The sequence below is a fragment of the Mesorhizobium sp. CNPSo 4670 genome, assembly GCF_057784235.1.
Map to the genome: position 1 here is coordinate 17,875 of NZ_JBWJFQ010000024.1, position 24,717 is coordinate 42,591.

At 58.6% G+C, this 24,717-nt stretch carries 17 protein-coding genes and 1 pseudogene; 12 read left to right on the forward strand and 6 right to left on the reverse strand.

Annotated elements, in window-relative coordinates:
* Positions 1–5: 5 nt before the first annotated feature.
* Positions 6–500, reverse strand: a complete 495-nt coding sequence (locus tag AC0ZT5_RS29525; RefSeq protein ID WP_488499303.1) for a nodulation protein NolB — start codon at positions 498–500, stop codon at positions 6–8.
* Positions 501–685: 185 nt separating this feature from the next.
* Between AC0ZT5_RS29525 and AC0ZT5_RS29530 the strand changes: the two genes are divergently transcribed.
* Positions 686–1,384 carry a secretin N-terminal domain-containing protein gene (locus AC0ZT5_RS29530; RefSeq protein ID WP_488499304.1) on the forward strand — a complete coding sequence of 233 codons (699 nt, stop codon included), beginning with the start codon at positions 686–688 and terminating at the stop codon, positions 1,382–1,384.
* Between the two features lie 299 nt (positions 1,385–1,683).
* Positions 1,684–3,561: an HrpF/NolX family T3SS translocon protein gene (locus AC0ZT5_RS29535; protein ID WP_488499305.1), complete on the forward strand. Its 1,878-nt coding sequence runs from the start codon at positions 1,684–1,686 to the stop codon at positions 3,559–3,561.
* A 974-nt stretch (positions 3,562–4,535) separates the two neighbouring features.
* Here AC0ZT5_RS29535 and AC0ZT5_RS29540 read toward each other — a convergent pair.
* The 4 genes from AC0ZT5_RS29540 to AC0ZT5_RS29555 are packed head-to-tail and all read right to left on the reverse strand — an operon-like array spanning position 4,536 to position 7,521.
* Positions 4,536–5,099, reverse strand: a complete 564-nt coding sequence (locus AC0ZT5_RS29540; RefSeq protein ID WP_488499306.1) for a CpaD family pilus assembly lipoprotein — start codon at positions 5,097–5,099, stop codon at positions 4,536–4,538.
* Positions 5,100–5,107: 8 nt separating this feature from the next.
* The gene (locus AC0ZT5_RS29545) at positions 5,108–6,565 is read right to left on the reverse strand and encodes a type II and III secretion system protein family protein (protein WP_488499363.1); all 1,458 of its coding nucleotides are present in this window, start codon (positions 6,563–6,565) and stop codon (positions 5,108–5,110) included.
* 28 nt (positions 6,566–6,593) lie between these two features.
* On the reverse strand, positions 6,594–7,280 hold the full coding sequence (locus AC0ZT5_RS29550) for a response regulator (RefSeq protein ID WP_488481782.1): 687 nt from the start codon (positions 7,278–7,280) through the stop codon (positions 6,594–6,596).
* A gap of 25 nt (positions 7,281–7,305) precedes the next feature.
* Complete coding sequence (locus AC0ZT5_RS29555; protein WP_488499307.1) at positions 7,306–7,521, reverse strand: hypothetical protein; 216 nt, start codon at positions 7,519–7,521, stop codon at positions 7,306–7,308.
* Between the two features lie 1,330 nt (positions 7,522–8,851).
* Between AC0ZT5_RS29555 and AC0ZT5_RS29560 the strand changes: the two genes are divergently transcribed.
* The 7 genes from AC0ZT5_RS29560 (at position 8,852) to AC0ZT5_RS29590 (ending at position 13,322) form a co-directional block, all read left to right on the forward strand.
* Positions 8,852–9,028 (forward strand): hypothetical protein, encoded by a 177-nt coding sequence (locus AC0ZT5_RS29560; RefSeq protein ID WP_488499308.1) that lies wholly within the window; start codon positions 8,852–8,854, stop codon positions 9,026–9,028.
* Between the two features lie 207 nt (positions 9,029–9,235).
* Positions 9,236–10,387, forward strand: a complete 1,152-nt coding sequence (locus tag AC0ZT5_RS29565; RefSeq protein ID WP_488499309.1) for a TlpA disulfide reductase family protein — start codon at positions 9,236–9,238, stop codon at positions 10,385–10,387.
* A 327-nt stretch (positions 10,388–10,714) separates the two neighbouring features.
* Positions 10,715–11,194 (forward strand): DUF269 domain-containing protein, encoded by a 480-nt coding sequence (locus AC0ZT5_RS29570; RefSeq protein WP_488499310.1) that lies wholly within the window; start codon positions 10,715–10,717, stop codon positions 11,192–11,194.
* A 20-nt stretch (positions 11,195–11,214) separates the two neighbouring features.
* The gene (locus AC0ZT5_RS29575; RefSeq protein ID WP_488481786.1) at positions 11,215–11,418 is read left to right on the forward strand and encodes a CCE_0567 family metalloprotein; all 204 of its coding nucleotides are present in this window, start codon (positions 11,215–11,217) and stop codon (positions 11,416–11,418) included.
* The gene (fdxB, locus tag AC0ZT5_RS29580) at positions 11,415–11,732 is read left to right on the forward strand and encodes a ferredoxin III, nif-specific (RefSeq protein WP_488499311.1); all 318 of its coding nucleotides are present in this window, start codon (positions 11,415–11,417) and stop codon (positions 11,730–11,732) included. The genes AC0ZT5_RS29575 and fdxB overlap by 4 nt, the downstream gene beginning before the upstream one ends.
* A 120-nt stretch (positions 11,733–11,852) precedes the next feature.
* Positions 11,853–12,071 carry an exopolysaccharide production repressor protein gene (locus tag AC0ZT5_RS29585; protein WP_488499364.1) on the forward strand — a complete coding sequence of 73 codons (219 nt, stop codon included), beginning with the start codon at positions 11,853–11,855 and terminating at the stop codon, positions 12,069–12,071.
* A gap of 237 nt (positions 12,072–12,308) precedes the next feature.
* A complete protein-coding gene (locus AC0ZT5_RS29590; protein ID WP_488499312.1) occupies positions 12,309–13,322 on the forward strand; it encodes a 1-aminocyclopropane-1-carboxylate deaminase in 1,014 nt (337 codons plus the stop codon).
* A gap of 271 nt (positions 13,323–13,593) precedes the next feature.
* On the opposite strand, the gene dcd is transcribed toward AC0ZT5_RS29590, so the two are convergent.
* Positions 13,594–14,160 carry a dCTP deaminase gene (gene dcd, locus AC0ZT5_RS29595; protein ID WP_488499313.1) on the reverse strand — a complete coding sequence of 189 codons (567 nt, stop codon included), beginning with the start codon at positions 14,158–14,160 and terminating at the stop codon, positions 13,594–13,596.
* A 691-nt stretch (positions 14,161–14,851) separates the two neighbouring features.
* Between dcd and AC0ZT5_RS29600 the strand changes: the two are divergent.
* The 3 genes and pseudogenes from AC0ZT5_RS29600 to AC0ZT5_RS29610 form a co-directional block, all read left to right on the forward strand.
* Positions 14,852–15,058, forward strand: a pseudogene (locus tag AC0ZT5_RS29600) (ATP-binding protein); the annotation flags it as partial.
* 672 nt (positions 15,059–15,730) lie between these two features.
* On the forward strand, positions 15,731–23,737 hold the full coding sequence (gene xopAD / locus AC0ZT5_RS29605) for a XopAD/skwp family type III secretion system effector (RefSeq protein ID WP_488499314.1): 8,007 nt from the start codon (positions 15,731–15,733) through the stop codon (positions 23,735–23,737).
* Positions 23,738–23,861: 124 nt separating this feature from the next.
* A complete protein-coding gene (locus AC0ZT5_RS29610; protein WP_488499315.1) occupies positions 23,862–23,987 on the forward strand; it encodes a hypothetical protein in 126 nt (41 codons plus the stop codon).
* Positions 23,988–24,717: the final 730 nt, after the last annotated feature.

A 24,717-nucleotide genomic window follows, 5' to 3' on the forward strand; every position in this document is an offset into this window, starting at 1 on the left:
GCCGTTCATCCCTCTTTCAAGAGCTTGTTCACAGATGAGGTGATGCCGCTGACCCCTTTGGTTATAAGGGAAACTTGGGTGACACCATTATAGACATCACGCAGATCAGCAATCATCGATTCGAAATCATGTCCTGGCTGCGTTCCGGGTCCCCCACTTTCGACGGGTAGCTTCTGTGTCGGCTGAGCGAGAGCGTCCTTCTGCAGGGCTACAGGATGGTCAAACGCTGCAGACGTAACTGCGCTGACACGGTACATTGAAGAAATCGTCTCGATCACGCGGTCGCCCAGTGGGCTTGTCGGTGCAGCTGCGCGTTGAACATCCAACTGTGCGGCAACTGGCGCCTCTCCCGCATGCGCAGAAACGGTATCGTTTTTCATCGTGGCTGCCGCCTGCGCTAGCGCGCGATCGAACTGGGCCTGTTCGCCCAATGACGGTGACGCGACCCGGGGAAGAAAATCCGTCAGACTGGCAGCGATCGAAGTGACAGGCGTCATCATGCAATACCCGATTGTTTTCTCTCTCACGCAGGATGAGCCGAGCCGGTTGTTACCCGCTGTTGTGTCGATGCCTACAGAGGCAAGCTGACGACAAGCTGACAAAGGTCACGGTTAATCATTTAAAAAGTCACATAGCGGCCTTTAGTGACTTGTGAGAGTTTCAGCCTTTGGTTTATCAGGACGACATGTCAAGAACGCTCATCCGATCCACGATCCTGCACAGGTTGAAGAGACTTCTGTGCCTGGGGTTTTTTTTCTCCATCGCAATTCACACAACTCTCGCCGTCCCTCTGTCGCTGCCCTCCACACCCTATAGGTATACAGTTCTGGATCAGGATCTCTCTGCCGCGTTGCAGGACTTCGGGGACAATCTGAACATCACGATCAACATCAGCCCCGAGGTGAAGGGGCGGATTCGCGGGCGCATGCCAGATTTGCCACCGCGCGAGTTCCTCGACCGGTTGACCAAGGTGTACGATCTCCAATGGTACTATGATGGGCTTGTGCTCTATGTAACTGCCGCACATGAGGCGCAAACGCGGATGCTTGTGTTGACTTCGATTCGCTTCGAAGCGTTCAAGGCGGCTCTCGATAAATTTGGCATCTCGGATAACCGCTATGTCGTGAGACCCGCGCCGGGAAATGGCCTCGTCTTGGTTTCCGGTCCGCCGCGCTTCATCGCTCTCGTGGAGCAGACGTTCAATGGCCTCGTGGCGGAGGCGCAGGCGCATCCTCACGTCGCGCCGCCGCCGACGAGGGGATCTGTGATGATATTGTTTCGCGGCGCCTCCACCATGGTCGTCCGCGATGGGCAACCAGAAGCCTCGTATTCTTCTGACGTGCCACAGCAAGATGGCGCGAAGCCTGAGCTGAGTCAGAAATGATATCTATGGATCGCCGCAGTTGGCCGGAGAAGGCATCAACAGCAACCGCATCCTAATTGAGCATTTTCTTTCCAATTCGTCAGGTTCTCGAAAGCTGAACCGCTCATCGTTGGATTCATGATCTCAAACGATCACTGGCCGCTGTGCTAGAGTTGAACCTTCGAGCCATCAAGGAGCGGAGCAATCAAAGTGGGCAAGGGGCGAGTTGGCATCCCGGCCAATGCTTGGATTTGTTAAAGTTCATGAACGCGTTGGCGTCGCCCTCTTAGGGGATTGCAGTCACGTCTAAGGAGCCAAAAATGTCGATCAATAGCGCCACTAACGTTTACAGCAGCTCGAATCTCTCGCTGGACAACAGCCTGAACCCTTCACAGTTCGCACAGGTCTGGTCGAGCTCGGCATCTGCATTAGACAGGACTCAGCAAAGAGCGCCATCCTTTGACGGGATGCTGTCTAGTTACCTGCTCGAAACAAGAGATAGTCCCTTCGCGCTTCGGGATGCGCTGTCGCGGAATATTGACTTGCCTGAAGGATTGTACCGGCCCTCATCGGAACCGCTGTCGGATGCCGCGTCTTCCCTGGAAGAGTTGTCCCGGCACCCACTGGACCTTCTGCCGCCACATATGAGGGCAGCAATCGAAGCAATGGATCAGCAGCCCCAGCCCACTGCGACTGATCCCCAGGCCACTACGACCGATCCCCAGCCCGTGGCGCCCGCGCCTATAAGAAGCGACAGAATCACGTGGAACGGAGGCTCGCTGACCGATCGGGAGTTGCAGATCGTGGCGGTGCTGAATCGTCACAAGGACCTAATGCCCCTCGATTGGAAATCGTTGGGGGAGAAAGCCAATGATCCCTCCACGCCACCGGACTTGAAAGCGGCGATCGAGGCCTTGCAGCAGGATCCAGAGCTCTTTTACGCGATCGGCTCGCAGGGCGATGGCCGCTGCGGCGGCAAGATCAAGGCGAAGGATCTGGCCGGATTCTCCAACGGTCACCCACAAGTTGCGGCGTTTCAGGAGCAGCAGGCGCAAAACTACACAAAGAACTACATTCCATCCGACACCACTGAAAATACACAGCCGTCGGTCATGACGGCGAGCGATGCGATGCGCGAGCTTTACCGATACTCCGAAAACCTGCCGAAGAATCTCAGTGTGGCTGATTTCAAGCAGATCGTTTCAGGCGAAGCCAAAACCGGCAAATGTCCGCCCCAGGTCATTGCTGCGGCCCAGTACTTCGTCGATCATCCATCTGAGTGGAAGCAGTTGTACGGTGGTACGATAGACAAGGTTCATAAAGAAGATTTCCTGCAGGTCGCTTCATCAGCGATGAGCCTCACTCGAACCGAGCTGGATACGATCGAAACGATCAAGAGCAACCAGGACGCCTTCTTTGGGAGCGGTGTCCTGACTCGTGATAAGCTCGCGAAGATGGCAGCGGACAAGAGCCTGGATCCGAAAGTGCAGCAAGCGGCCTCACAGCTCCTCGCGGATCCTCTGCTGTTCAGCCTGCTGAACAATTCGATCACAGGCTACAAGACCCACCATCGTTTCTTCGACTTCGGCGGCGGGCATACGGTCGATTCCGGAGACATCAGCAAAAACGATTTTGCCCACTTCTGCGACGGTATGTCGTCTGCGAATCGCGCCGTTCAGCAGCCAAAGACCCATGTGCCTGAAACCGCTGCGGAGCAGGAAGCCGCTTCGGACATGATGGCGGGCCTGACGGACCAGCCTGATACCAAGTCAGCCAAAAAGAACGGCGGAGCTTTCATGCATGCGGTATCCGGAGTGCTCAAAATTCACTCTCAAATTCTTGACTGGGCTGCAACGGCGGTGGGCTTGCTTAGCTTCGTCCCCGGCCTCGGACAAATAGCCGATGTTGCATCGATGGCGCTTTCAGCAGAGGCGCAAGCTGAAAATCTTGTCCGTACAGCCATTACCGGAGGCAATATGAAGCATGCCCTGGAAGAAGCTGGCATCGCTATCGGAGCACAGGCGCTCGGCCTTATTGCGGGGCCTGAGGTCAAGCTGGCAATTCGCAACGGACTCGTGAAGAAGGCGCTCGAAGAGGCCGCCACGGCCGGGATCAATCTGCCGATTACCGTGGCTCAAAGCTATGCAGAAGGTTATTTGAATAACCTTCACGCACGCCTTAACTCCGCCCCTGCATAAGCCGGTGGTGTTCCCAACCGGGTCGGCACAACGGCTTTGTCTCAACATTGCCTGACGTGCGCTTTCCTGCGCGTGCCTTGTCCATGCGGTCGATCGGCCGCTGCGCAGGCTTTGCCTCCAGCTCGCCGATCTAATCGGCGGCTGGAAAATCGGAAGTTCGAGGTCCGGTCCAGAGCAGGTCCAGCTTGATCCGGTGGATTTATTTTTGCACTTGGCCGATGAGAAGGTGAGTACAGCTCGAAAAGGCAACCCCGCAGGAATTCTGCGCGCCAAGCAGAGAGGAACATCAAGGCCTCATAGGAGGTGGATTTTCAAAAGGATTGCCGCACAAAGTGGTGCCTAGCTCCGGTTAGCCCGGCCGCAACCCGAACATCGGTCGCGACCCTGGCCAAGTGTCAATGATGACGATGCTATCCGTCTTGTCTAGCTGGATATAGCAAGGAAACCGCGCCGATCCGCATCATCAGCTGCGGACGGCGAACATGCTGATAGGTGCGGTGCCCGCGAAGATGGGACCTCCGATCGCCCGGGGCCTATGGTTGCGTAACAGCCGCCGCGTGGCTCACGGCCACGCAGCCGCGCTGACTTGCTCGACACGGCCTGGCCCCGGTGGTGGCGCCTCGCCATTGAACCAAGTCGTTCGTCGGCGATAAAGGCGGCGCGGAGCTTTCAGATCCCAACAACGATTGCCGCTCCGTGCTGTTGCCGTCGTCCCGTGGCCATGGGTGCTTGGGGAATTGTCGGCCCCTGTCGCGGTGATAGTCACCGCTGCATTCCAAGCAAATGATCAGCGCTGCCCGTCGACGTGAGGTGGGGGGGCATCGTGTACCCATCCGGGTTGTCCAACGATCTCGATTGGGGACGATCGAGCATTTAAACAAGTTTGCGCCAGCCATAGCGAATTCGAAGAATCAGCGATCGTGCCTTCTGGGAGCAGGTCCCGACTCTATCGGGAGAAGAAGAAGGACACGAAATCACTCACCATTTTTGTCCGCGGTGAATGTCCTGTATTTGGCGACCGGGATGGCCGCACGATCACCCTTGCTTGGTGTGACAGCATTGTTGTCGAACAAGTCGCGCGGATCGTTGATCATTACCGCGAGATTGTGGCGCGTCGAACAGCCAAATGTCTGGTCGAAGAATTCATCGTTGAGCACCGTAGGAAACGAGGGACACACAGGAGGGCGGGCCTGATAGACAATCGCCTCTATCCGCGCTGCGCGGCCGTCGTGTTGGTCCAGCAAGTGGATGTTGGAAGCGGCGATACCCATCAGCTTCGCCTGATGGACTGCCTCTGCGCTGAGCAGTGGCGACCCGCTGATAAGAAGACGAAGCGCATCGCGCCGACCCCTGCTGGCCCTGTCGAGGAAAACGCGCAGACGCTGCAGTTCTGAAGCGCGAAGGCTTTGCAATATGAGGACGGTGGTCTCTTGCCGGATGAGAATCGGTGTCGATGGCTCTACATGAATGGGCGCGCTTACGCAGCCACTTAGGCTTGTTGTCAGGGCAACCAAGAGAAGTTTGATCCGCAACGTCACTCTACCTGCTATTCGATAATAAAGCCGTCACTGCTCTTGGCATCTGGCGCGGAGGTGCGCACGGCAGCGCGGCCTCGCGGAGCTGTTGCCGACGAATTTGTCACAGTGACACCCCTGGCCGAGTGCAAAGCCATACGGCCCGTTGGCGCGCTCATCTGGTCGGGGCTCGATCCCGGTCTTACGATGTAAGGCGTAACCAGAATAACCAATTCCGACTCATCCTTTTGAAATGAGGACGAACGGAACAGCGCGCCAAGGACCGGCACTTCGGCGAGCCCTGGGAAAGCACTGATGCTATTGCTGACGTTACGCCGGATCAGCCCACCAATCGCAAAGCTTTGCCCGCTGGCGAGTTCGACGACCGTGTCGGCACGGCGAGTGGAAATTGCCGGCACTGAGATGCCGTTGATTTGAACGGCACCTTGTGACGTGAGCTCACTGACTTCCGGCTTTACGCGAATATTGATCTGGTCGTTGCTGAGAACTGTGGGTAAGAACTCGAGGCTGACACCGAAGTGACGGAATTCAATCGAAACTTGCCCATTTTGCTGAGGGACAGGGACAGGAAACTCGCCTCCTGCGAGGAAGCTAGCGGTCTGACCGGACATCGCAGTGAGATTCGGCTCAGCCAAGACGGAAGCAATGTGCTCCTTGGCGAGCGCGTCGAGCACCGCTCCGATGCTGACATTGCCATCGTCGTATCCGATTTCTGCTGTACCACCACCACCAGCGGCACCAGAGGCGGCACCTCTGTCGCCGCTTATCAAACCAACTTTGAAGTTGCCGAACTGTCCGAAGGCCGACAGGTTAATACCCAGTTGCTTCATGGCGCCACGGGAGACCTCGGCAACGCGCACACTCAGATTGACCTGCAAGGAACCAGCGACCTTGATGTTGTTGACGACCTGCGCACCGTCACCGAGAAATTGCTCAGTTACGCTTTTCGCGGTGTCGACGGTTGCTGCGTCGGGCGCTGTACCGCTAAGGATTGCGCCGCGCGGCGTGTACTTGACGCGGATCGGATAGTCGCCGACCTGCTCCCTTAACATGGCCCGCAGATCGCCGATCGGTTGCGTGACGACAATATGCAGCTCGGCCAGAGCCTCGCCCTTATCATCCAAGGCGAACAGGCTGGTCCGCCCGGTTTTCTTGCCGAAGACGAAGACAGTTTTGTTCGAGGGTGCCTGATAGTCGGCGATCGTAGGGTCGGCAACAAAGATGGTAGCGGCTGGGCCGGGCAGATGGATTGTCTTGCCGAGCGAAGAGGAAAGGTTCAGCGTGGCATGGATGCTATTGGAAGCGGCATCCGGCTTCACGTCATCCCCGTTTTCTTGAGCCGCGGCAGAAAGTGGCGATAACAGCATGAGTGCGCACAGGAGAGGGCCTAAGTAAGGACAACCCGTAGCTCTCCAATCGTCGATGAGGGTTGGCAGCCTATTGGTGCCACGAGAACGAGTTCGAACCATTTTCAAGAGATTCTTTCTTTCAGACCAACTATGCGGATGCCGCATCAGGCAATTCAAGAATGTAACCAATGCCCCGCACGGTCTTGATCAGTGGCGTTGCACCTGACCTCTTTAGATGTCCACGTAGGCGATAGATTCCGACTTCGAGCGCGTTGGTAGATACTTCTTCGTTGAACGAATAGAGATGGCCTTCCAACTGCTCACGCGGCACAATGCGGCCTGCACGGTTAAGCAGATGCTCAAGAATACATAGTTCGCGTCGTGCGATCGTCAGAGGACGACCTGCCACGCAAATCTCTCGGCTGATCGGGTCGAAGTTGAGATTACCAAATACAAGGATAGGGTCGGTCATCCATGTCGACCGGCGCTGAATGGCTCTCATTCTGGCGATGAGCTCTTCAGGACTGACCGGTTTGAGTAGAAAATCGTCCGCGCCACCATTGAAAATGGCGATTCGCTTCTCGGGATCGCCAAGACCGCTCATAATGACGGCGGGAACCGAATGGCCCTCGCTCCTTAGCTGCTTCAGCCAGCCCAAGCCATCGCCATCGGGCAAACCCAACTCTAGCAGGAGAATTTCATAGCTCGCGCAATGAAATGCACTCGAGGCCTGTTCCAGAGTGCAAGCTACGTCAACGGCAAAACCGCTACTCACGAGCGCAGCGCGCACAGCGCGCACGAAAGCCGTATGATGATCAACGAGCAACGTTCGCATGTCACCTCACATCAATGCAGGAAAATCAATTGAGCGTCACCGTCAGCCAGGACCCGGGGTAGCAGCAGAAGTCGCGCGCAACGCATTCGTTGCCACTCTTTCGCATGAGTAATTGCTGAAGCATGCAAGCCGCATGCCGGCAGCCGCGGATAAGATCATGTGAAGACCTGATTTGCGGACCGAAACCGACGGTCGGCCGGCTCAAAAAGCCGCCAACCTCGCCTGCGATTTCTCTGCGCATCGAACACCTCCTGCGTGTAGCGCCCTGCTTTCATCAGCCAGCGTTGCCCGAAGCCAATGATTCGATGACTAAAGGGGTTAGCTTTGAAGAACCAATCGATTGTTCTGGTCGGAGGCATCCACGCGGTGGATGGGTTATGTGATCCCTATGCCGTTCAAGGAACCGACATTCGAAATGACCTAGATCGGTGTGCAGGCTGATGAACCTTCGACATTGGGTGTACCGTACCCAAGCGCAGTTGCGCATAGTGATTTGACGAGGCAGTGCCGACATAGGTGCCGCAGCCGGTGCGTGTGAGTAAGACCAGCTGTCTGAAGCGAGTGCAGCGCTTCGCCGACGATCGCCGCTTCACCTATCGGCTGGCCAGTTGGAGTTCCCTTGCCAATGCCGACAGAACGTCGCGACGTGATGCCCGGAGCGGATGTGGGTTCCGCTGCGTTTTGTCGACTGATTGGAGTTAATGCCGAAAGCCAATCAGTCAAATCACCTATGCACCCAGATTTCCCCCAACGCTTCGATTGCCAATCTGCTCGCAAAACACGGCCGTCTCCATGGGGCATGCGTTCCTGGCGTGCTAGCTGCCGTGCTATCCTAAGCCCAGTTCGAAATAGGCTAGGCGTTCCTGGGTCAACCCTCAGATGAGCGTGACGCCGCGGGGGCAGGAGACCTGCGCATGCTCGCCGCCTGTTGAGGTGTATCGCGCGCTGGGCTTGCGCCATAGGAGGATCATAAGGTCAGGGTAAATGTCGACGGGCTTGAGAGCGCTCGCCGATCATCGGCGTTCTCGGTGACGGAATCCGATCCTCGTCGACGGCACGCGCGCAGTGCAGTCCTCCCTGTTGAGATGTTGGTTTCGTGTCAGCGAAATGCGCCCGTCGATAAAGAATCTCACGCAGCCGGTGCTCGGGGCACTGCACGGAGCGACCGACCTGCGGGTGAGTTTGCGCAAAGCAGGGATGCCTCGGAACTCGACACGGACTATCGGGGCGTCCTCCAGGAGCGTTTCGATCGAGTCGCCGGTGGAAAGGCGGCCATGGATCGCGCTGACGGCGAGCCGCGTACCTTCCTTTCTCGCTAGACGACCCTTTGACCGTTTGCCGCCCGCGTTGCGCACCGTCCGCAGTCTCAATTGAAGTATCGTGGTCGGGGCATAGCGGTCGGCGCTCGACCGTGTCCCGAGCCAAGGCCACGTGGCCAACTCGTGGTTCAATGTCCTAGCAGGCGAGGGGCACAGGAGTTACGGGGACGGAGCGGCCCCTTACAAATGGCGAGACCCGCCGCCACAGGCCTGAATGGCACAAAGCTCAAGCCAGCGCGCGCGAAGCGGACAATGATGACCAGCCACCGTCGGCCCAAGGGCGACGGCAAATCCGCGCCGGCCGCCAAGGCGGACTCCGACGGCGGCGCTGAGCGCGTGATGCATGTCCGAAACCTGACAACGATAGAAAACATGTCGGGTTCAATACAAAAGGGATGTTGGGATGATGGCGGCTTTCAAGCGAAGTGATCGCGCACTGGGCGCTGAGTGCGTTGGCACGACGTTTGCTCGTTGAATTCCGGCAACAATGAATGTGGCAACACCGAGTTAAACGGGCCGCACCAGGCGGGCGAGACGAGCGATGCTCTCCTTTCCTTGAACCTGAGTGGCCCTCGCTAATATGCAAACGACCTCGACCATAAGTCGCTGCCTCGTGGCATAGCCTTGGAGACCAATATGGCACTGCAGATCGACTCACCGGCTCCTTCGATCAAGGCCGAGACCTGGCTGCGTGGTAAGCCCCTCGCCAGCTTCCATCCCGGCAAAGTGTACGTCGTCGAGTTTTGGTCAACTTGGTGCCGACCATCTGCGGCGGCGGCGTCCCAATTGGTGCAACTGCAGGAGAAATATAGGGACGACGGACTTGAGGTCGTCGCAACCGCTGCCGATGACTATGCCGTCTCGCCTGTTGAGGCCCGAGCCAAGCTGGAATCATGGCTGACCGAAAAGCTCTCGGATCTGAACTATCGGGTCGCATTTGATTCCTCAGGGGAAATGAACAGGCTTTGGAGGGAGCGCAGCTTTGCTGTGGGGCTGCCCACCTCGTTCGTGGTCGACCGGGATGGCAACATCGCTTTTATCGGTCACCCATGGCAACTCGAAGCGGTGTTGCCGAAAGTGATTAACGGCAGCTGGCGCACCAGCGACGATGCGAAAGCGACCAATCTGGAAAGGGTCGCCAGAAACAACGCAATAGCGCGCGAAGAGGCTTTGAAGAAGCCGATCTACGACAGGTTCTGTGCGGCGATACGGAAAGAGGACTGGAGGACGGCGCTTTCGGCAATCGAACAGGGAGTAGCCCTGATGCCGGATGATATCCATTTCCGCTTGGCTCATGTGCATTTGGTGGTTCACAAAATGCATGACATGTGGACCGGCGTACCCCTCATGCGCGAATTGGTTCGGGATGCGATCGACAGAAACTCCGAGAACTGGATGCTTGCAGCCCTGGACCAACTCTTCGGTTCCGCGCATGACCATTCGCGCTTCCCGTCCGCCGAGCGCTTCGCGTTCGGCAAAGAGTTGTCACAAAACATTCTCGCGGTTAATCCCCCGCAAGCTCCAAAGTTCCAGTCCTATCCTGCAGTAGCCAGGTACGTTTACGAGAGCGGCAACAAGGATTTCGCGATCGAGTTGCTGAAGCTGGCACTGAAGTCGCTCGATGACCCGGAGCCTGCTCCAGACGGCCTGAGACGACATCACCTGCCAGATCTGCTGCAGGCCTTGGCCAGCTACAAGGCTGGGAGGACTGTGACAGCGCTCTATGCGCGGCTCTGCAGAACTTTTCCCGAAAATACCAACCTGCGGCCGGCAGGGGAAAATACGTAAAAAGGCACGTCAGTTTGCATGTTTACTGGTCAATTCGTCCATTTCCTTGGCGTGGCCGCAGCAAATAGGCCCGATGCAGTGCCAGGTAAGCCGTTTGCGGCAAGTTCAAGGCTCCAATCTTGCGACCTGCGGTCACATCACGACGCAATCGATGTTGCACGCGTAACCGCAAAGGCAGCGCAGTCGAAGACGCCCCCGAGGCCGGCCACCGGGCCATCGATTTCTTGGAATTGCGCGCCCCGAACCGGGCGCCGACAGCGCAAGTGTGCACGAAGTAGGCGTAGCCGAGCAAAGAAATCGTCCTTCGAGGAAGAGGAATGGGAAAAAATGAAATGTGGGACGCGGCGATTAGCCCCGGCGGTCGACGAGGACGAAGCGGCCCTTGCCACCCCATTCCTCAGATGTCTCGTGCGGGTGATCCGTTCGGAGGAAGCCTACTGCTTATGGGAAGGCAGATCGGACGCCGCGCTGCTGGCGGACTTCATCGTCACCAAAAAAAAGCTCCGTGCGATTCCTGGCATGGGCTATCCCGATCCGTACGTGCTGTGGAGGATCGACATGTTTTACACCGCCGTCGGGCTTGCGATCGCGGAGCGTTTCCGCCCGGTTACATCGCCAATCATGGAGAGGAGAACCGTAAGGCCTCCGGACGCGTGCGCTTCGGGACCAGGTGTTTGTTCGTTCTCTCCTGACGTCGATCGGTTCGGCTTCGAGACTTTCCGGCAACTCGCGGAAGTCGGTAGCAAACTGGTCGACGATGCGACCGTAGAGATTGAACCCAGTGCCGGCGCGGCGGCGACGGCGTGATGAAAACCGGAGACGGATTAATGTCAGATCTCGAGAAGTTGCGGAAGAAGGTCCGCAGGCTGCAGTCGCGTGCGGGAACTGCGAAGATGGAGTTGCACGATCTTGCCGAGGACCTGCCGGTCAACTGGACTGAGATCAACGCTGTTGCCGCAAAAACGTTCGCCGTTTTTGCCGAGTGGGACGCTGCCAAGAGGGACCTCGCTGCGTGGGAGAATGCGCGATGACGAACGCTTTCGTCACCCGCGACGGATCCCCCTGGATGCCGCAGTATCTCACCGCTATCGACGGCACGACCTGCATCGGCTGCGGCCGCTGCTTCAAGGTCTGCTCGCGCGAGGTCATGCACCTTTACGGCGTCGATGACGCGGGTGAAATCCTCGGCCGCTGCGACGGCGAAGACGACGATTTCGATGGCGAGCTCAATCGCATGATCATGGTCGTCGACCATGCTGGCCGCTGTTTCGGCTGCGGAGCCTGCGCGCGCGTCTGCCCGAAGAACTGCCAGACACATGTGGCGGCCGACAAGATCACTGCGTGACATGGCCGACAAACCAGGAGAACTGCGTTGCCCTATAGAACCTTCTGTCTCGTCCTGTGGCTGGTGCTGTGTGCCGTCGCTTCGACTGTCTACGTCGCTTCGCATTCCATCCGCGCAGTGGTGGTCACGACACTTGCTTGTTCGTTGCTCCTTCAACTGACCTATTTCGCAAGCGTGCTCTTTCTGGTCTGGCGATCCGGCTGCGCTAGCAGGGCCTGCAAGAACGGAGCATTTCGGTCGTTGCAAGAAAAGCGGACAGCGCCGAACGATGAGGTGGCCGATGGATCCTCAGACATGCCTGAGCGTCTTGCAATTGGCCGCATGTCGCGACTTCGTTGAGGCGCGGTGGCAAGACCAACATTTCAGTCATTCCAGTCCCCGCAGAATGCAACTCTTCAGTTCGATCTGCAGTGGGAGTCGATCGCAGCAGGTCGCATGCCGACCACTTGATTCATTGGCTTATGAGACGCTGGATATAATGATCGGCCTTTCTTGAACATCGGACAACGCCGCGTGCCGCAAAAGCAAACGCGCCTCTTAGCCGACCGTGCAAGCTAGGTTTTTGCCGGAGAGAACATGCTTCAAAAGTTCGAGCGCTACCCGCTCACCTTTGGACCGACGCCTATCGAGAAACTCGACCGCCTTGGCAGGCATCTGGGGGGAAAGGTGGAAATCTACGCAAAACGTGAGGACTGCAACTCCGGACTTGCATTTGGCGGAAACAAGCTGCGCAAGCTCGAATACATCATCCCCGACGCCATCGCCTCAGATGCCGATACCCTTGTTTCCATCGGCGGCGTGCAATCCAACCATACGCGCATCGTGGCCGCGGTCGCCGCCAGGATTGGCATGAAATGCCTCCTGGTTCAGGAGAGCTGGGTCCCACATGAGGATGTCGTTTATGACCGTGTCGGCAACATTCTTCTAAGCCGCATCATGGGAGCAGAGGTGCACCTGGTCGACGAGGGCTTTGACATCGGGATCCGCCGCAGTTGGGAAAAGGCGCTCTATGAGGTCAAGGCAAGGGGCGGCAGACCCTATGCAATACCAGCTGGCGCGTCGGTTCACCCATATGGCGGTCTCGGCTACGTGGGGTTCGCGGAAGAGGTGCGCGCTCAGGAGAACCAGCTTGGGTTTGCATTTGACTATATCGTGGTTTGCACCGTCACGGGCTCGACACATGCCGGCATGCTCGTCGGATTTGCCAATGATGGTCGACATCGCAACGTCATCGGTATCGATGCCTCTGCCACTCCAGCGCAAACCAAGGTGCAAGTGCTGGCAATTGCCGAACATACAGCGGAGCTCGTCGATCTCAAAATGGGACTGATCGAGGAAGATGTGGTGTTGCTCGAGGAGTACGCACACCCCTGTTACGGCATTCCCTCCCAGCAAACCAAGGATGCTATCCGTCTGTGCGCACGCCTCGAGGGTATAATTACCGATCCCGTTTACGAGGGCAAATCGATGCAGGGGATGATCGACCTCGTCCAAAAAGGCTTTTTTGCCGAAGGTTCGAGGGTCCTTTTCGCGCATCTCGGTGGTGCGCCGGCGATCAACGGCTACAGTTACAGCTTTCGCAATGGCTGACCCCATACGGGCCGCGTCAGAAATGACCCGGCTGGGCGTTAGACAAGGCCCGATTGGTGTTGACCGCACCTTCCGGGCAGTTCTTTTTCTGCGATGGATCATGTCATGGCAGGGATCCTGGGAAATATAGGCTTGAGCAGCCGTTTATCCAAGGAATGCACGCATGATTTTGCGCTGACGCTCGGCGCGGCGAAATGATCGACTCAAAAAAAATCAGACGTATGCAAACAATGTTGCGTAGCTAACCGCCTGCCATGAACGCTTCGACGTGTTAGCCTTTTTTTGTTGTAGTTTGACCCGCAAAGCGGCCTTCATACCCACGAACCGGCGTGCCCAGAGTTTGCTCAAAAATCAGCTGGCAAATTTTCATCCCAGTCCGCAGTTTGACCGGCACTTTATTGTGATTGACCATTTCGAGCCGGATCTGGCCGGCGAAGCCTGCATGGATGGTCGGGGCGGTTAGATGAATTCCGATCCCTAATCTTGCAAGAGAGCTTTTCCCCTCAACGCGAGCAGCTATCCGAGACTGGAACTTCAATTCCACGAACTCGCGCGTCCAAGCCAGGATCATGTGGTGGGGCGGGAATTCAAACCCGTGCTCTTCATCGATATCGACGGGCGTAGTGATTTCCGCCATTACCTCTTCGTGATTGTATCCCTTCTGCGAAGGATCAATAGAGAGGTTAATGCCTGTCTTCTGGTCTTTGAAAAGAGTCAGACGTCGATCAAGGGTTAGATCGAGGCTGGTCGAGCTATAGAAGGAGATGTCAGGGGCGGGATCGATAATGATCGCTTCGTTTTGCAAAGCGATCTGGATTTCCCTGTCAGTCAGTATCATCCCGCCCCTCCATGTCTATTCTACCGATGCTTGTGGCACCCAAACTCTCCATGATCCGTTGATGGTTTCACGCGGAAGCTCAACAAGCAGGTTCGAATCATGGCTATTTATCGGATAGCCAATCTCTAATTTATTGTCCTTAAGTGAACGTTGATTCACAACCAAATGTTCAGCGCCGGTAGTGGTGTCCACAGAAACCACTACCTCACTAGGGTGCGTAGCAGGACCTACGTGCCTAACCCGAACCTTCATTGATTTAACCTCCTCAGCCAGGCTGCATATGATTTTTGAACCCAAGTTGAGCTAGGGCGGCTGATTTGCCTATCCATCGCACTTGTTTTCAACAGTTTCCTTGCACCGGGCTTGCGCCGGAACAAAGCGAGAACAACATGCCAGTTTTTGGCCAACTGGTCGAATCACGTTTTGTTCTGAGTGTCGAAGGACGGGCGTTAACAACCCGTTAACCCAATGCGAACGGCCCACCTTGTGGAGGGGCGGGCCGCTCTTGGGTTCTATGTTTTCAGCTTGTTTTCTATGGGGTGCCAATGTCTCTATGAGACTACATGTTGACCCGATATCGGTGTCAGGCACAAGCGCTACGCCCGTTCGTCGGGTTTGTCAAATATAGTCGCCCCCGGCTGGGAGCCGTCGCGACGGCTGCGGCCGGAAATTAACGCGCAAGTATTCCGCACTGTTTTTCCCACTCGTTAAGGCCCGCTACGAGGGCGCCAAGGTTCTCACTTCAAAATCGCGGCTTTCCCTGGGGCGAGGTCTTCGGCGCCCTTATCGTCGCAACCCCACTTTTCGATCTGCTGCTTCACCACGTGGTTGTCGTCCAGATCGAAGGATCGAGCTATCGCTCCGCCATCGAGCCGAGTTCATGACCCAACACCTGCGATGAAAAGCTTCCATCAGCTGCCGACAATAAATCCACGATCGCGGCCGTGCAGGTTCTAGGTCAGGCTTACGTCAGGTGCAGGGGGTATTTTTGGTGTCGAAGCGCGCAATGCTGTGGTTACGGCGGACTGGTTCCTCGCCGGCGCAGCGTGAGGAGTTCCGCCCTGCTGTGTCGAAACAAAGCGGTTTCGGCCGTCGCGGCGGGACCGTGTGTGCCAGGCGTTGTAACCGGCATTGTCGCCTACAGAGGAGACGAATCTTGACGGGAGTTGGCCGACGTTTGAATGCGCCCAGCGGATCAGGCACGCACTGGTCCCGTGCTGAATCAGATCGGGGCAGTGGAAGGGATGGCTCGGCGTTCGGTTCTGTCGTGCAGGGCTTGCGCCCCCACGATAGAGAGTCAGGATCGTCCTCCGCTCAACGGCCGCCTTCGGCCACCGATGTCGGGCGCCGCACGTCAGCCGATTCTTCCGTTAGCGCGCGTGATGGCCGGCCAGTCGACTTGCCGCAACGGGACGCGACAAGTCGGGAAGAAAGTTCGGCGCGTTGGAGTGCCGAGGGCCGCAGTGCCGACCCGTCTAGGAGTTCACAACTACGTGTTCCTTCGTCGCGCAGGCAACCCGTATCCGGCCTGGAGCGCAGACCTAAACGGCGGCGCCTGGATGATGTCGCCATGCAGGGCGAGCAAACTGCAATCTCAGAGGCACAATCTAACGAAGCTCTACACGCGATTTACTACGCTCACGACATCGTGGGATTCTCATGCGCAGTGGTGGAGCATGACAGACGGCTGCAGGACGCGGGCGACGAGATCCATGCAGCCTTCCTGCAAAAGGCCGCCGCACAGTTCAGAAATCAATTCGTCCCTCGCTTCGACGACGATATCCGCCGCGGGAAATCGTGGGGCTACGCCACCGCATGCAACGCGGTCAGTCGCGAGACCGGAGGTCAGGAAGGTATCGAAGCTTGCAAGGCGATGGCAGCTCGGGTGTCGCAGCTTCGCAATGCATCATTACGTGAAGTCGACCCCAAGGCCCTTTCGCTCTTGGCGGCATCATTTAGTCGGAATCCGCAGTCGAGAACATGCCGCAACGGAACAATCAGAATCGCCGAATTTTGCCGCGATGATGGCAGGGCACTAGGCGCGCTGAATAGTCAAAGTCTATCGTTGCTGGTGAACGGTTTCAGCAAGTGGCCGGAATGTCCGGAAACTCGTGCCGGCACTGAAGCCGTGGCCGGTGAGGTCCGTCGCCGCACCGACCGGCGTTTCCGGCTCGCTGATTTTAAGCAGCAGCATCTTGCGAACCTCGTAAACGGTTTTAGCAAGTGGCCGGAAGAGGAGTGGTCTCGCCAGACCTCCGGAGCGATCGCCGGTGAGGTTGTTCGCCGCACTCGCGATGACTTCGGGCTCTCTGCTTTTAATCACCAGGACTTGGCGAACCTCGTGAACGGTTTCGGCAAGTGCCCTGAACAGGAGGTCTTTTGCAAAGCCACAGTTGACATCGCGGGCGAGGTTCTTCGCCGCGACCGCCGTGCCGGGCTCTCTGAATTCACTAACCAGGAACTGGCGAACCTGGTGCAGGGTTTCAGTAAGTGGCCAGAAGAGGCGGCTTCTCGCCAAGCCGCAGGCGCGATAGCCGGCGATGTCCTGCGTCGTGACCACCGTGCCCGGCTGTCTGATTTTACTCCGCAGCATCTTGCGCTCTTTGTGAACGGTTTCAGCAAATGGCCGGAAGAGCAGTGGTCTCGCCAAGCCATCGGAGCGATCGGGGGTGAGGTCGGCCGCCTCGCCGCCCATGGCGGGTCCGGGCTGTCTGCTTTTAATCACCAGGACCTGGCGAACTTGGTGAACGGTTTTAGCAAATGGCCGGAAGGGGATGTCTATCGCCAAGCCACAGTCGCAATCTCTACAGAACTCTCTCGCCGCGCCGGCGAGCAAGGGCTCTCGCATTTTACCCCACAGGAACTGGCCAACCTGGTGAACGGGTTCAGCAAAATCCCGCACGATGCGGACTATCGCCAAGCCACAGCCGCGATCGCCAGTGAGGTTATTCGCCGCGGCGTCCAAATTTCTGATTTTAACCACCACGACTTGACCAACCTGGTGAACGGTTTCAGCAAGTGGCCACAACAGGCGGACTGTCGCGATGCAACACGCGCGGTCGCCGGTGAGGTGTTTCGCCGCGCCGACCAGTTGCCTCATCTTACTCAGCAGGCGCTGGCGACGTTCGTGAACGGGTTCAGCAAGTGGCCGGAAGAGGCGGCGTCTCGCCAAGCCGCAGTCGCGATTGCCGGCGAGGTCAGTCGCCGCGCCGCGCGCGGGGAGTTCGCGCTCTCTGAGTCTGATCCCCAGGACCTGGTGCACCTGGTGAACGGCTTCAGCAAATGGCCGCAAGAGGCGGGCTGTGGCAGCGCCACTGCGGCAATCGCCGGTGAGGTCCGTCGCCGCCCCGACCGGCTCTCTGCTTTTGATCATCAGGGTCTGGCAAATCTTGTGAACGGCTTCAGCAAGTGGCCGCAAGAGGCGGCATCTCGCCGAGCCACCAGCGCGATCGCCGGCGAGGTCCTTCGCCGCGGCGCCCGACTCCGTGACTGTGCCCACCAGCACCTGGCTAATCTGGTCAATGGTTTCAGCAAGTGGCCGGAGCGGGTGGACTGTCGCGATGCAATGCGCGCGATCGCCGGTGAGGTCTTTCGCCGCGCCGACCAGTTCCCTCATCTTGCTGAGCAGGCGCTGGCGACATTGGTGAATGGTTTCAGCAAGTGGCCGGAAGAGGCCGCCTCTCGCCATGCCGCAGTTGCGATCGCCGGTGAGGTTAGTCGTCGCGCCGCGCGCGGCGACGTCGGACTCGCTGATTTTAATCGCCAGGACTTGGTGCACCTGGCGAACGGTTTCAGCAAATGGCCGCAAGAGGCGGCGAATCACCAAGCCACGGAGGCGGTAGCGCATGAGGTCCTTGCCCGCCGCGCCCGACTCTCCGATTTTACGCGCTCGCACCTGGTTAGTCTGGTGAACGCTTTCAGCAAGTCGCCGAACGGGGCGTATTGTCGCGAGGCGACAGCCACAATCGCGGAGGAAATCCGCCAACGCCAGCTCTCCGATTTTGCTCCGCACGAGCTGGCCAACCTGGTCAACGGTTTCAGCAAGTTGCCGGAAGTGGCGGCATCTCGCCAAGCCACTGCCGCCATCGCAAGCGAGGTCCTTCGCAGTCCCCGGCTCAGGGACTTTAATCAACAAGATCTGGCTAATTTGGTGAACGGTTTCAGCAAATTGCGGGAAGAGCCGAACTGTCGCGACGCCACGGTTGTGGTCGCCAACGAGGTCCGCCGCCGCCAGCTCTTTGACTTTGCTCCGCAGGGGCTGGCGAACCTGGTCAACGGTTTCAGCAAATGGCCGGAGGCGCCGGACTGTCGCGACGCCACGGTCGCGGTCGCCAATGAGCTCGTTCGCCGCGGCGCCCAGCTCTCTGATTTTACCCATCAGCACATGGCTAATCTGGCGAATGGATTCAGCAAATGGCCGGAGGCACCCGACTGTCGCGACGCCACCGTCGCAATCGGACGAGAAGTTCTTGACCGTGATATCCGGCTTTCTCCTTCGCAGGAGCTAGCGAACCTGGTGAACGCGTTCAGCAAATGGCCAGATCAGGCGGAGTGCCAGCAAGCCACGATCGCGATCGCGCATGAGGTCTTTCTCCGCGCCTCTTTGCTCTCTGGGGTTGATCCGCTGGAGTTGGCAAATCTGGTGAATGGCTTCAGCAAATGGCCTGAAGCGCCGGAATGCCGCGATGCCACGTTTGCGATTGCGGGTGAACTCCTTCGCCGCGGCGCCCAACTTTCCAATTTTGCCCACCAGCACTTGGCTAATCTGGTGAATGGTTTCAGCAAGTGGCCGGAAGGGGCGGGCTGTCGCGATGCAACACGCGCGATTGCCGGCGAGGTCTCTCGCCGAGGCGAACTCTCTGATTTTTCCCCCCTGGGACTTGCGAGCCTGTTGAACGGCTTCAGCAAGTGGCCGGATGAAGAGGACTGTCGCAAAGCCGCGACCGTGATCGCCGGGGAAGCGCGTAAGCGCCAGTTCGCCGATTTCGCTCCTCAGGTCGTGGCGACCTTGATGAACGGTTTCACCAAGTGGCCGGAAGAGGAGGCGTGCCGGCAGTCCACGATGGACATTGCGCGCGCATTGGGCACGCGAGGGCAACGATTCGGTGTGTTTACCACCCCCCAGCTGACTATTCTCGCCAATGCTCTATCGCGAATGATCATGAGGGCGGAGGACAGCGGGGACATTCCGGACGCTGCTCTGCCGAAGGATCGGTTGCATAAGCTCGCCCACCACCTGCACTACGATAGTGATCGCCTGGCACAGGCTGGCGTTCTGCACATCACAACCATTTTCAAGGCGCTGGGTAAGGCTCGGCTGTCTGATGATTTCGGTTTGCTCGCACCGACAGGCTTGAACCGGCTCACGGAATTGCGTCAAGCCCCTGAATTTACGGCCCAGAACGATCTGGAAACCATGGGTAATCTGTGTGCTGCTCTGCTGCCGCTGGCGCGCAGCCCGCAAAAGGCCCTGCGCTGGCACCGCACGCAGGCCCTCAATCTGCTCAACGACCTCCAACCCGTGGTGGAGCAGAAGATCGAGGCGCATCTGAACGCAAGCGATGCGGAACGGACCCGCGGGCCGCTCGCCAGCCGCTGCCCCGCCTTGTCGATTTATCAGACCCTCAAGGCCCGGGCGGTACTGGAGAGATTGTTCAGGCCACCGTATGTCGAGGGCAAGAAGTCCGATTTGCGGGTGAGGCAGCAAGAGCTTGAGTTCAAGACCAAGGAGATCCTGGACAGCACGCGCGGCCTCATAGAAGGCGACCTTTCCAGCATGAGCTGGAACCTGATCGCGCAGATCGAGGCGGAAAGTCCAGTTGACGCGCTCGACTTATTCATGGAGCAGGATGCGGCGGCGATCCAGGCCCAACATCCTGCGTCGGTGTTCGACGTGCATCAGGTCTTGCGAAGCATGGATCACGAGCCCAGACCGCCGCAGGGCGAGGCGGGACTGATGCAGCTGCCGGTGGTGGACATGCAGGGCCGGCCTCTGGCCACGGAACCGGAGAAACGGTATTCGATTTTTCATCGGCTGACCTCGGGAGCTTTGCCGGTCGTTGCGGTGCAGCTGCCAGGAACCCCGAGCGCCTTCATGCTGGCGCGCACGGTGAACGTCAACGGTGTGCCATACCGCATGGACCTGTTCGGCGGCAGCAAGCTAAAGCCACCGCGATTGACCGTGTCTCAGATCGCAGCCCGTGCTCCAGGCGACGCAGCAAAGCCTTCCGGGGGAAAGCTGCTGGCGATTCCCTATGCCGATACCGCACCGGGCACCGCCTTCGAGCAGCTGTCGCGTGCCTGGGCTCCTTTCAAGGAGGCATATTATTACACTCAGCGCAGGGGTTTTGCCGCGCCGCCGGCAATCAAGGGCCTGGGGGTTCACGACTACGCGCTGGAAGGCGCCTTCAAACTGTCGCTGCTGCCGGATCGCCCCGCCAACCAGGAGCATCCCTTCAGGCTGACTGGGCCGGAGGGCCCGATCGCCTTGCGACCGCATGACGGCTGCGGCTTCATCAGGGCCTCGCTGGCCGAGCGTATGCCGGCTGTTCGTCGTGCCGGCGAGCAGGAAGGTCCTGATCGCGTGCCTGCCTATGGTGAGGGAAGGAAATCATGCCTGCCAGTCTCGGCGCTGCAACATTATCCGCGCGGCGAGCAAGTGGCGGACGAGGCGCGAGAAAAAGCCCTGACCTGGCTCGAGAGCCGACAAGGCCAAGAGCTGTCGGCCGAAGATCTGTTTCGCACCGTGACCGCCGGACATATCGACGGTCCCGGCGCCGTTGCCGTACCCTCCAGTGATGAGAGTCTCCATGTGCCGACGCTCAAGAGCGAGATGTTGGCGGGGACGAGCGGCGTGCTGATCGGGCGCTCGCCCTATGACAAGCCGAACCTGCGCCCGTTTGCGGCCGAAGGAGTCAAGTCGGCCGTCGAAGGGGATCCGACCGCTGTGTTTCTCGACAACTGCACGGCCATCCAATACAGCTTCAACGTCGCCCAGAAGGTGGGCAAGGAACTGGCGGCCGACGATCCGACCTTTTTTGCCAAAGGCATCCTGATCGTTGTGCCGGATAAGATGTGGCCGGCAGCCTACGCCGACCGTGGGCTGATCCTGTCTGCCGAGGACGTAAAGTGCCATTCGAGCTGGACCTCGGGCAAGGACCGCGTCAAGCAGGACACGCCGCTTGAGTGCCTCGGCATCCTGCAGGCGACCGAGGTGTTTGCCCCAGGCTCGCTCATTGCCGTGCCGACCCGTGAACAGAAAAAACTTGACGGTGACTTCGACGGAGACAGCCTCATCATCGTCGGCGACCGGCCGCAGCTTTACCAGCATGTCAGGCAATTCGACGAAGAGGAGCAGGCTCGCGGACTGCGCTCTCTCAAGCCGCCAAAGTCGCATACCCCGGCGATTGAGGACGGTCGCTACAAGTTCGGTCGCGCCAGCCAGATCCTCGCCGCCACGCGCAATGTTCTGGAAATCTATACCGGCCTGCAGCGAAACTTCCTGGCTCAATCGCATCAAGGCCGACGCTGGTTTGCCGAGCGTGCCATATTCGGCACCTACGAAGGTCTTCACCAAGAACTCAAGCGCGACATCCGAGGCCTGTTGGAGCAGGAACAGGTCAGTGCTGAGGATCTCCAGGACAAGCTCGAGAGGGCGCAGCACGAGATAGAGGTGGCAGACCATCCAGTCGCACGCGAGATGGCCGAGTTGCTCCTCGGCGAGCTCGAGGCGTGGGCCGCGAGGCTGGATGAGCAAGTCGGCCCCGCAACAGCCGCCAGCGTGAGCGAACCACAGCTCGAAATGAGCCAATCGCTCTGCGAGCTGTTCCCGGAGCTGGCGGAGACCTATTCGGCAACACCTCGGCTACGAGACCGCATCCAGCTCCTCGTCGACCGTTACCCTGCGCGCATCGACCCGCGGCCGGATGGTTACAATCCGCGTGACCTCGTGCAAAGCGCAAACAATCTCATGAGCCTGGGTATCAAGGTCGGAACTGACGCCTATAAGTCCGACACTGGCGCGCACATCTTTATGTTCAAGAGCAGGTACCTTGGGCGCCTGCTGCAACAGATACCAGGGTTGAAACCAGTGCCTTACACCAAGAGCATTGCGGCTGCCCTCAACCAGGGCCGGTTCGATGTCGACGCGACATTGCACGATCTGAAGGACAATCCGACGCTGGCGGCTTCCGTTATGCAAGCCTCGATCCAACTTGTTTCCCTGCGAGGCATACTGCCTGAACCCTCGCGCCGGGGACTTGTTGGCGATGATTCCGTCATGACAATGGCCTTGACTCGCGAGCAGGCCGTACTGCGCGCCCAAATGGAGGCTTCCCGCGCTCAAGCCGAAGAGAAAGACATCACCCCGGCGGCAATCGCGGTTGCCGAGGCACTCAGGGACGCCGATATCCCGGTGGAGATGCCCCACCTTGCTCAGCGTTTGAGATCGGAAAGCTCGATGACCGACCAACTCGTCGGCATGGAGGCCTCGTTAGAGACTGGCGCCCAGATGATCAGCAACGCTGTACGCCACGTCTTCGAATTCCCCGATAAGGATTTTACACGTGCCTTCAAGAAAGCCATTTTGGCCTTCGATGAGAGCGGCTATGCCGAAGTCAGCACGACCAACTGGTTCAGGTCGCGATCGCCCACCTTCGTCGGCATCAAGACTGTTTTCGCGACGCCGGGCGGCTACCGCTTCGAGGTGGAGTTCCACACGGCAGACAGCTACAAGGCCAAAATCGACAATCACGACACCTACAAGGAGCTGCAGAAGCTGCAGGAGCTGCAGCGAGAAAGCCATGAGCCCCTGGATCAATCCATGGCCGAGCAACTCTTGGAGCGCGTGCGACAGGCCTGCAACAAGGTCGTCATCCCCGACGGAGCCCTAGCGATCCCTCACTGGGACGCCGACGGGGATAGCACAGTTGGTGCAAGCCTGGCTCGTCGGTTGCACGTAGCCCCGCAACGACGCGCGGAGCACTCCCCGCTCGCAACAGAGATTCTTGGCGCCCTGGATGCGCGATCGATCGTGCTCGTCGGCATGAAGGGCGCCGGGAAATCCAGTGTGGGCCGTGCCCTCGCCAAACGACTAGGGCTGAGGTTTGTCGATTCAGATAGAGAAATCGAAGCGAAGACCGGCAAGTCCATCGCCAGGATTGTCGCTGAGGATGGCGAGGCGCATTTTAGGAATCTTGAGGTGAACCAGATCAGGCAGTCGCTCGAACAAGGACCGGCTGTGCTCGCAACCGGTGGTGAAGCATTCATGATCGACGAAATCCGGCATCATGTTGGCGAGAAGGCGGTCTCGATCTGGCTCAATACCAGCGAGGACGTAATCAAGCGGAACTTGAGACACAAGGGTCCGAAGGCGGAAACCGCCGACCAAGACCAGACGATCACCAACCTGATGCACGCGACCAATCCCGTCTATAAGCTCGCTGACCTCACCATTGCCCCGCAACACCAACGAGATCTCAAGAGCGCGAATGCTTGCCTGACCGCGCTCCACGCCCATCTTTGCGGTGAGGGCAGGCAGGCCCAAGCTCGTTCCGGATTGGAGGAGGCGGCACCATGACGGCCAGCCGCTCGGTTGCCGTTCAGTTTCTCCATCTTCTGCATCCGGCCGACGACCGGATGCGATAGGGCGGTCCTACCAAAGCGTCGCCTCGACGTCCTCTTGCTACGCCTCCCGCGAACTGATGTCGGTGCGCCAGCAGCCCGGAATCCCGTCGCTCGGCTTTGATATCATCGTCGAGAACGATGGGGACGAAGCAACGGCATCCGAGTACGGCGTGCGGATCACATTGATGAGTGGACAGGATTGAGCGAGCCGCTCCGCTCCGTTTCAGGGCGCCCTTTATAGCAGGCTGTTCGTCAGCCTCTCGACAGCCAGCCGGAGTAACAGGAAGGCGCCGTGCATACCTGATTGTGAACGTAGGCGCTAAACGTGGATCCAAGCCACTTCAATCCATTCAGTCCGATTGCTCCGCGACTTTGCTCGAAAGCTCTTCCCGGGCAAGAGGGGACCAAAAAGCGGTTGAGCATGCTTGAGCGCTGGCGTCAGAGCCAAGCGCAGGGTACTTCGCGAGCCACAGAGACCAACTCGGGCCAGCCAGTGTATCAGCCGGCCGCGTCGGCAAGACGAGATTTGGCGATTGCATGATGCGGCGGAACAACAACAACCCGTCGCTGCGCCGCACAATGCCAATTCGGCGCACTTTTGGGCAGGGGGTGGATCAGTGGGGCAGTTGTCAGCCGATAGTTGGAATACCGCGACCTTTTGGCGGGGTCTGGGTTCAGCCGCTCATTTGCTAGCGCCAAGTGTCAATCAACCAAGCCCGCCATCCCCCTTTGAGCACGACTTGGGGATCGTCGTTTGGGCCAGCCGGATCCAGCAGCCTACGCCCCGGAACTGGAACACGGCGACAGACAGACGTCTTGGACCTCATGCGCGGAATGCAGTGCCAGAACGTACTGCCCAGCGTATCCACGGCCGCAGACAGATTCACCATGGCGTGCCCTACACGGCGGTGTTGGCGCGATCGGGCAGGCAAG

What these genes read in the sequence shown, in the direction of transcription:
- AC0ZT5_RS29525 (WP_488499303.1), bottom strand. Translation starts at nt 500, where the DNA reads ATGATGACGCCTGTCACTTCGATCGCTGCCAGTCTGACGGATTTTCTT.
- AC0ZT5_RS29530 (WP_488499304.1), top strand. Translation starts at nt 686, where the DNA reads ATGTCAAGAACGCTCATCCGATCCACGATCCTGCACAGGTTGAAGAGA.
- AC0ZT5_RS29535 (WP_488499305.1), top strand. Translation starts at nt 1,684, where the DNA reads ATGTCGATCAATAGCGCCACTAACGTTTACAGCAGCTCGAATCTCTCG.
- AC0ZT5_RS29545 (WP_488499363.1), bottom strand. Translation starts at nt 6,565, where the DNA reads ATGGTTCGAACTCGTTCTCGTGGCACCAATAGGCTGCCAACCCTCATC.
- AC0ZT5_RS29550 (WP_488481782.1), bottom strand. Translation starts at nt 7,280, where the DNA reads ATGCGAACGTTGCTCGTTGATCATCATACGGCTTTCGTGCGCGCTGTG.
- AC0ZT5_RS29555 (WP_488499307.1), bottom strand. Translation starts at nt 7,521, where the DNA reads ATGCGCAGAGAAATCGCAGGCGAGGTTGGCGGCTTTTTGAGCCGGCCG.
- AC0ZT5_RS29560 (WP_488499308.1), top strand. Translation starts at nt 8,852, where the DNA reads ATGATGACCAGCCACCGTCGGCCCAAGGGCGACGGCAAATCCGCGCCG.
- AC0ZT5_RS29565 (WP_488499309.1), top strand. Translation starts at nt 9,236, where the DNA reads ATGGCACTGCAGATCGACTCACCGGCTCCTTCGATCAAGGCCGAGACC.
- AC0ZT5_RS29570 (WP_488499310.1), top strand. Translation starts at nt 10,715, where the DNA reads ATGAAATGTGGGACGCGGCGATTAGCCCCGGCGGTCGACGAGGACGAA.
- AC0ZT5_RS29575 (WP_488481786.1), top strand. Translation starts at nt 11,215, where the DNA reads ATGTCAGATCTCGAGAAGTTGCGGAAGAAGGTCCGCAGGCTGCAGTCG.
- fdxB (WP_488499311.1), top strand. Translation starts at nt 11,415, where the DNA reads ATGACGAACGCTTTCGTCACCCGCGACGGATCCCCCTGGATGCCGCAG.
- AC0ZT5_RS29590 (WP_488499312.1), top strand. Translation starts at nt 12,309, where the DNA reads ATGCTTCAAAAGTTCGAGCGCTACCCGCTCACCTTTGGACCGACGCCT.
- dcd (WP_488499313.1), bottom strand. Translation starts at nt 14,160, where the DNA reads ATGATACTGACTGACAGGGAAATCCAGATCGCTTTGCAAAACGAAGCG.
- xopAD (WP_488499314.1), top strand. Translation starts at nt 15,731, where the DNA reads ATGCAGGGCGAGCAAACTGCAATCTCAGAGGCACAATCTAACGAAGCT.
- AC0ZT5_RS29610 (WP_488499315.1), top strand. Translation starts at nt 23,862, where the DNA reads ATGTCGGTGCGCCAGCAGCCCGGAATCCCGTCGCTCGGCTTTGATATC.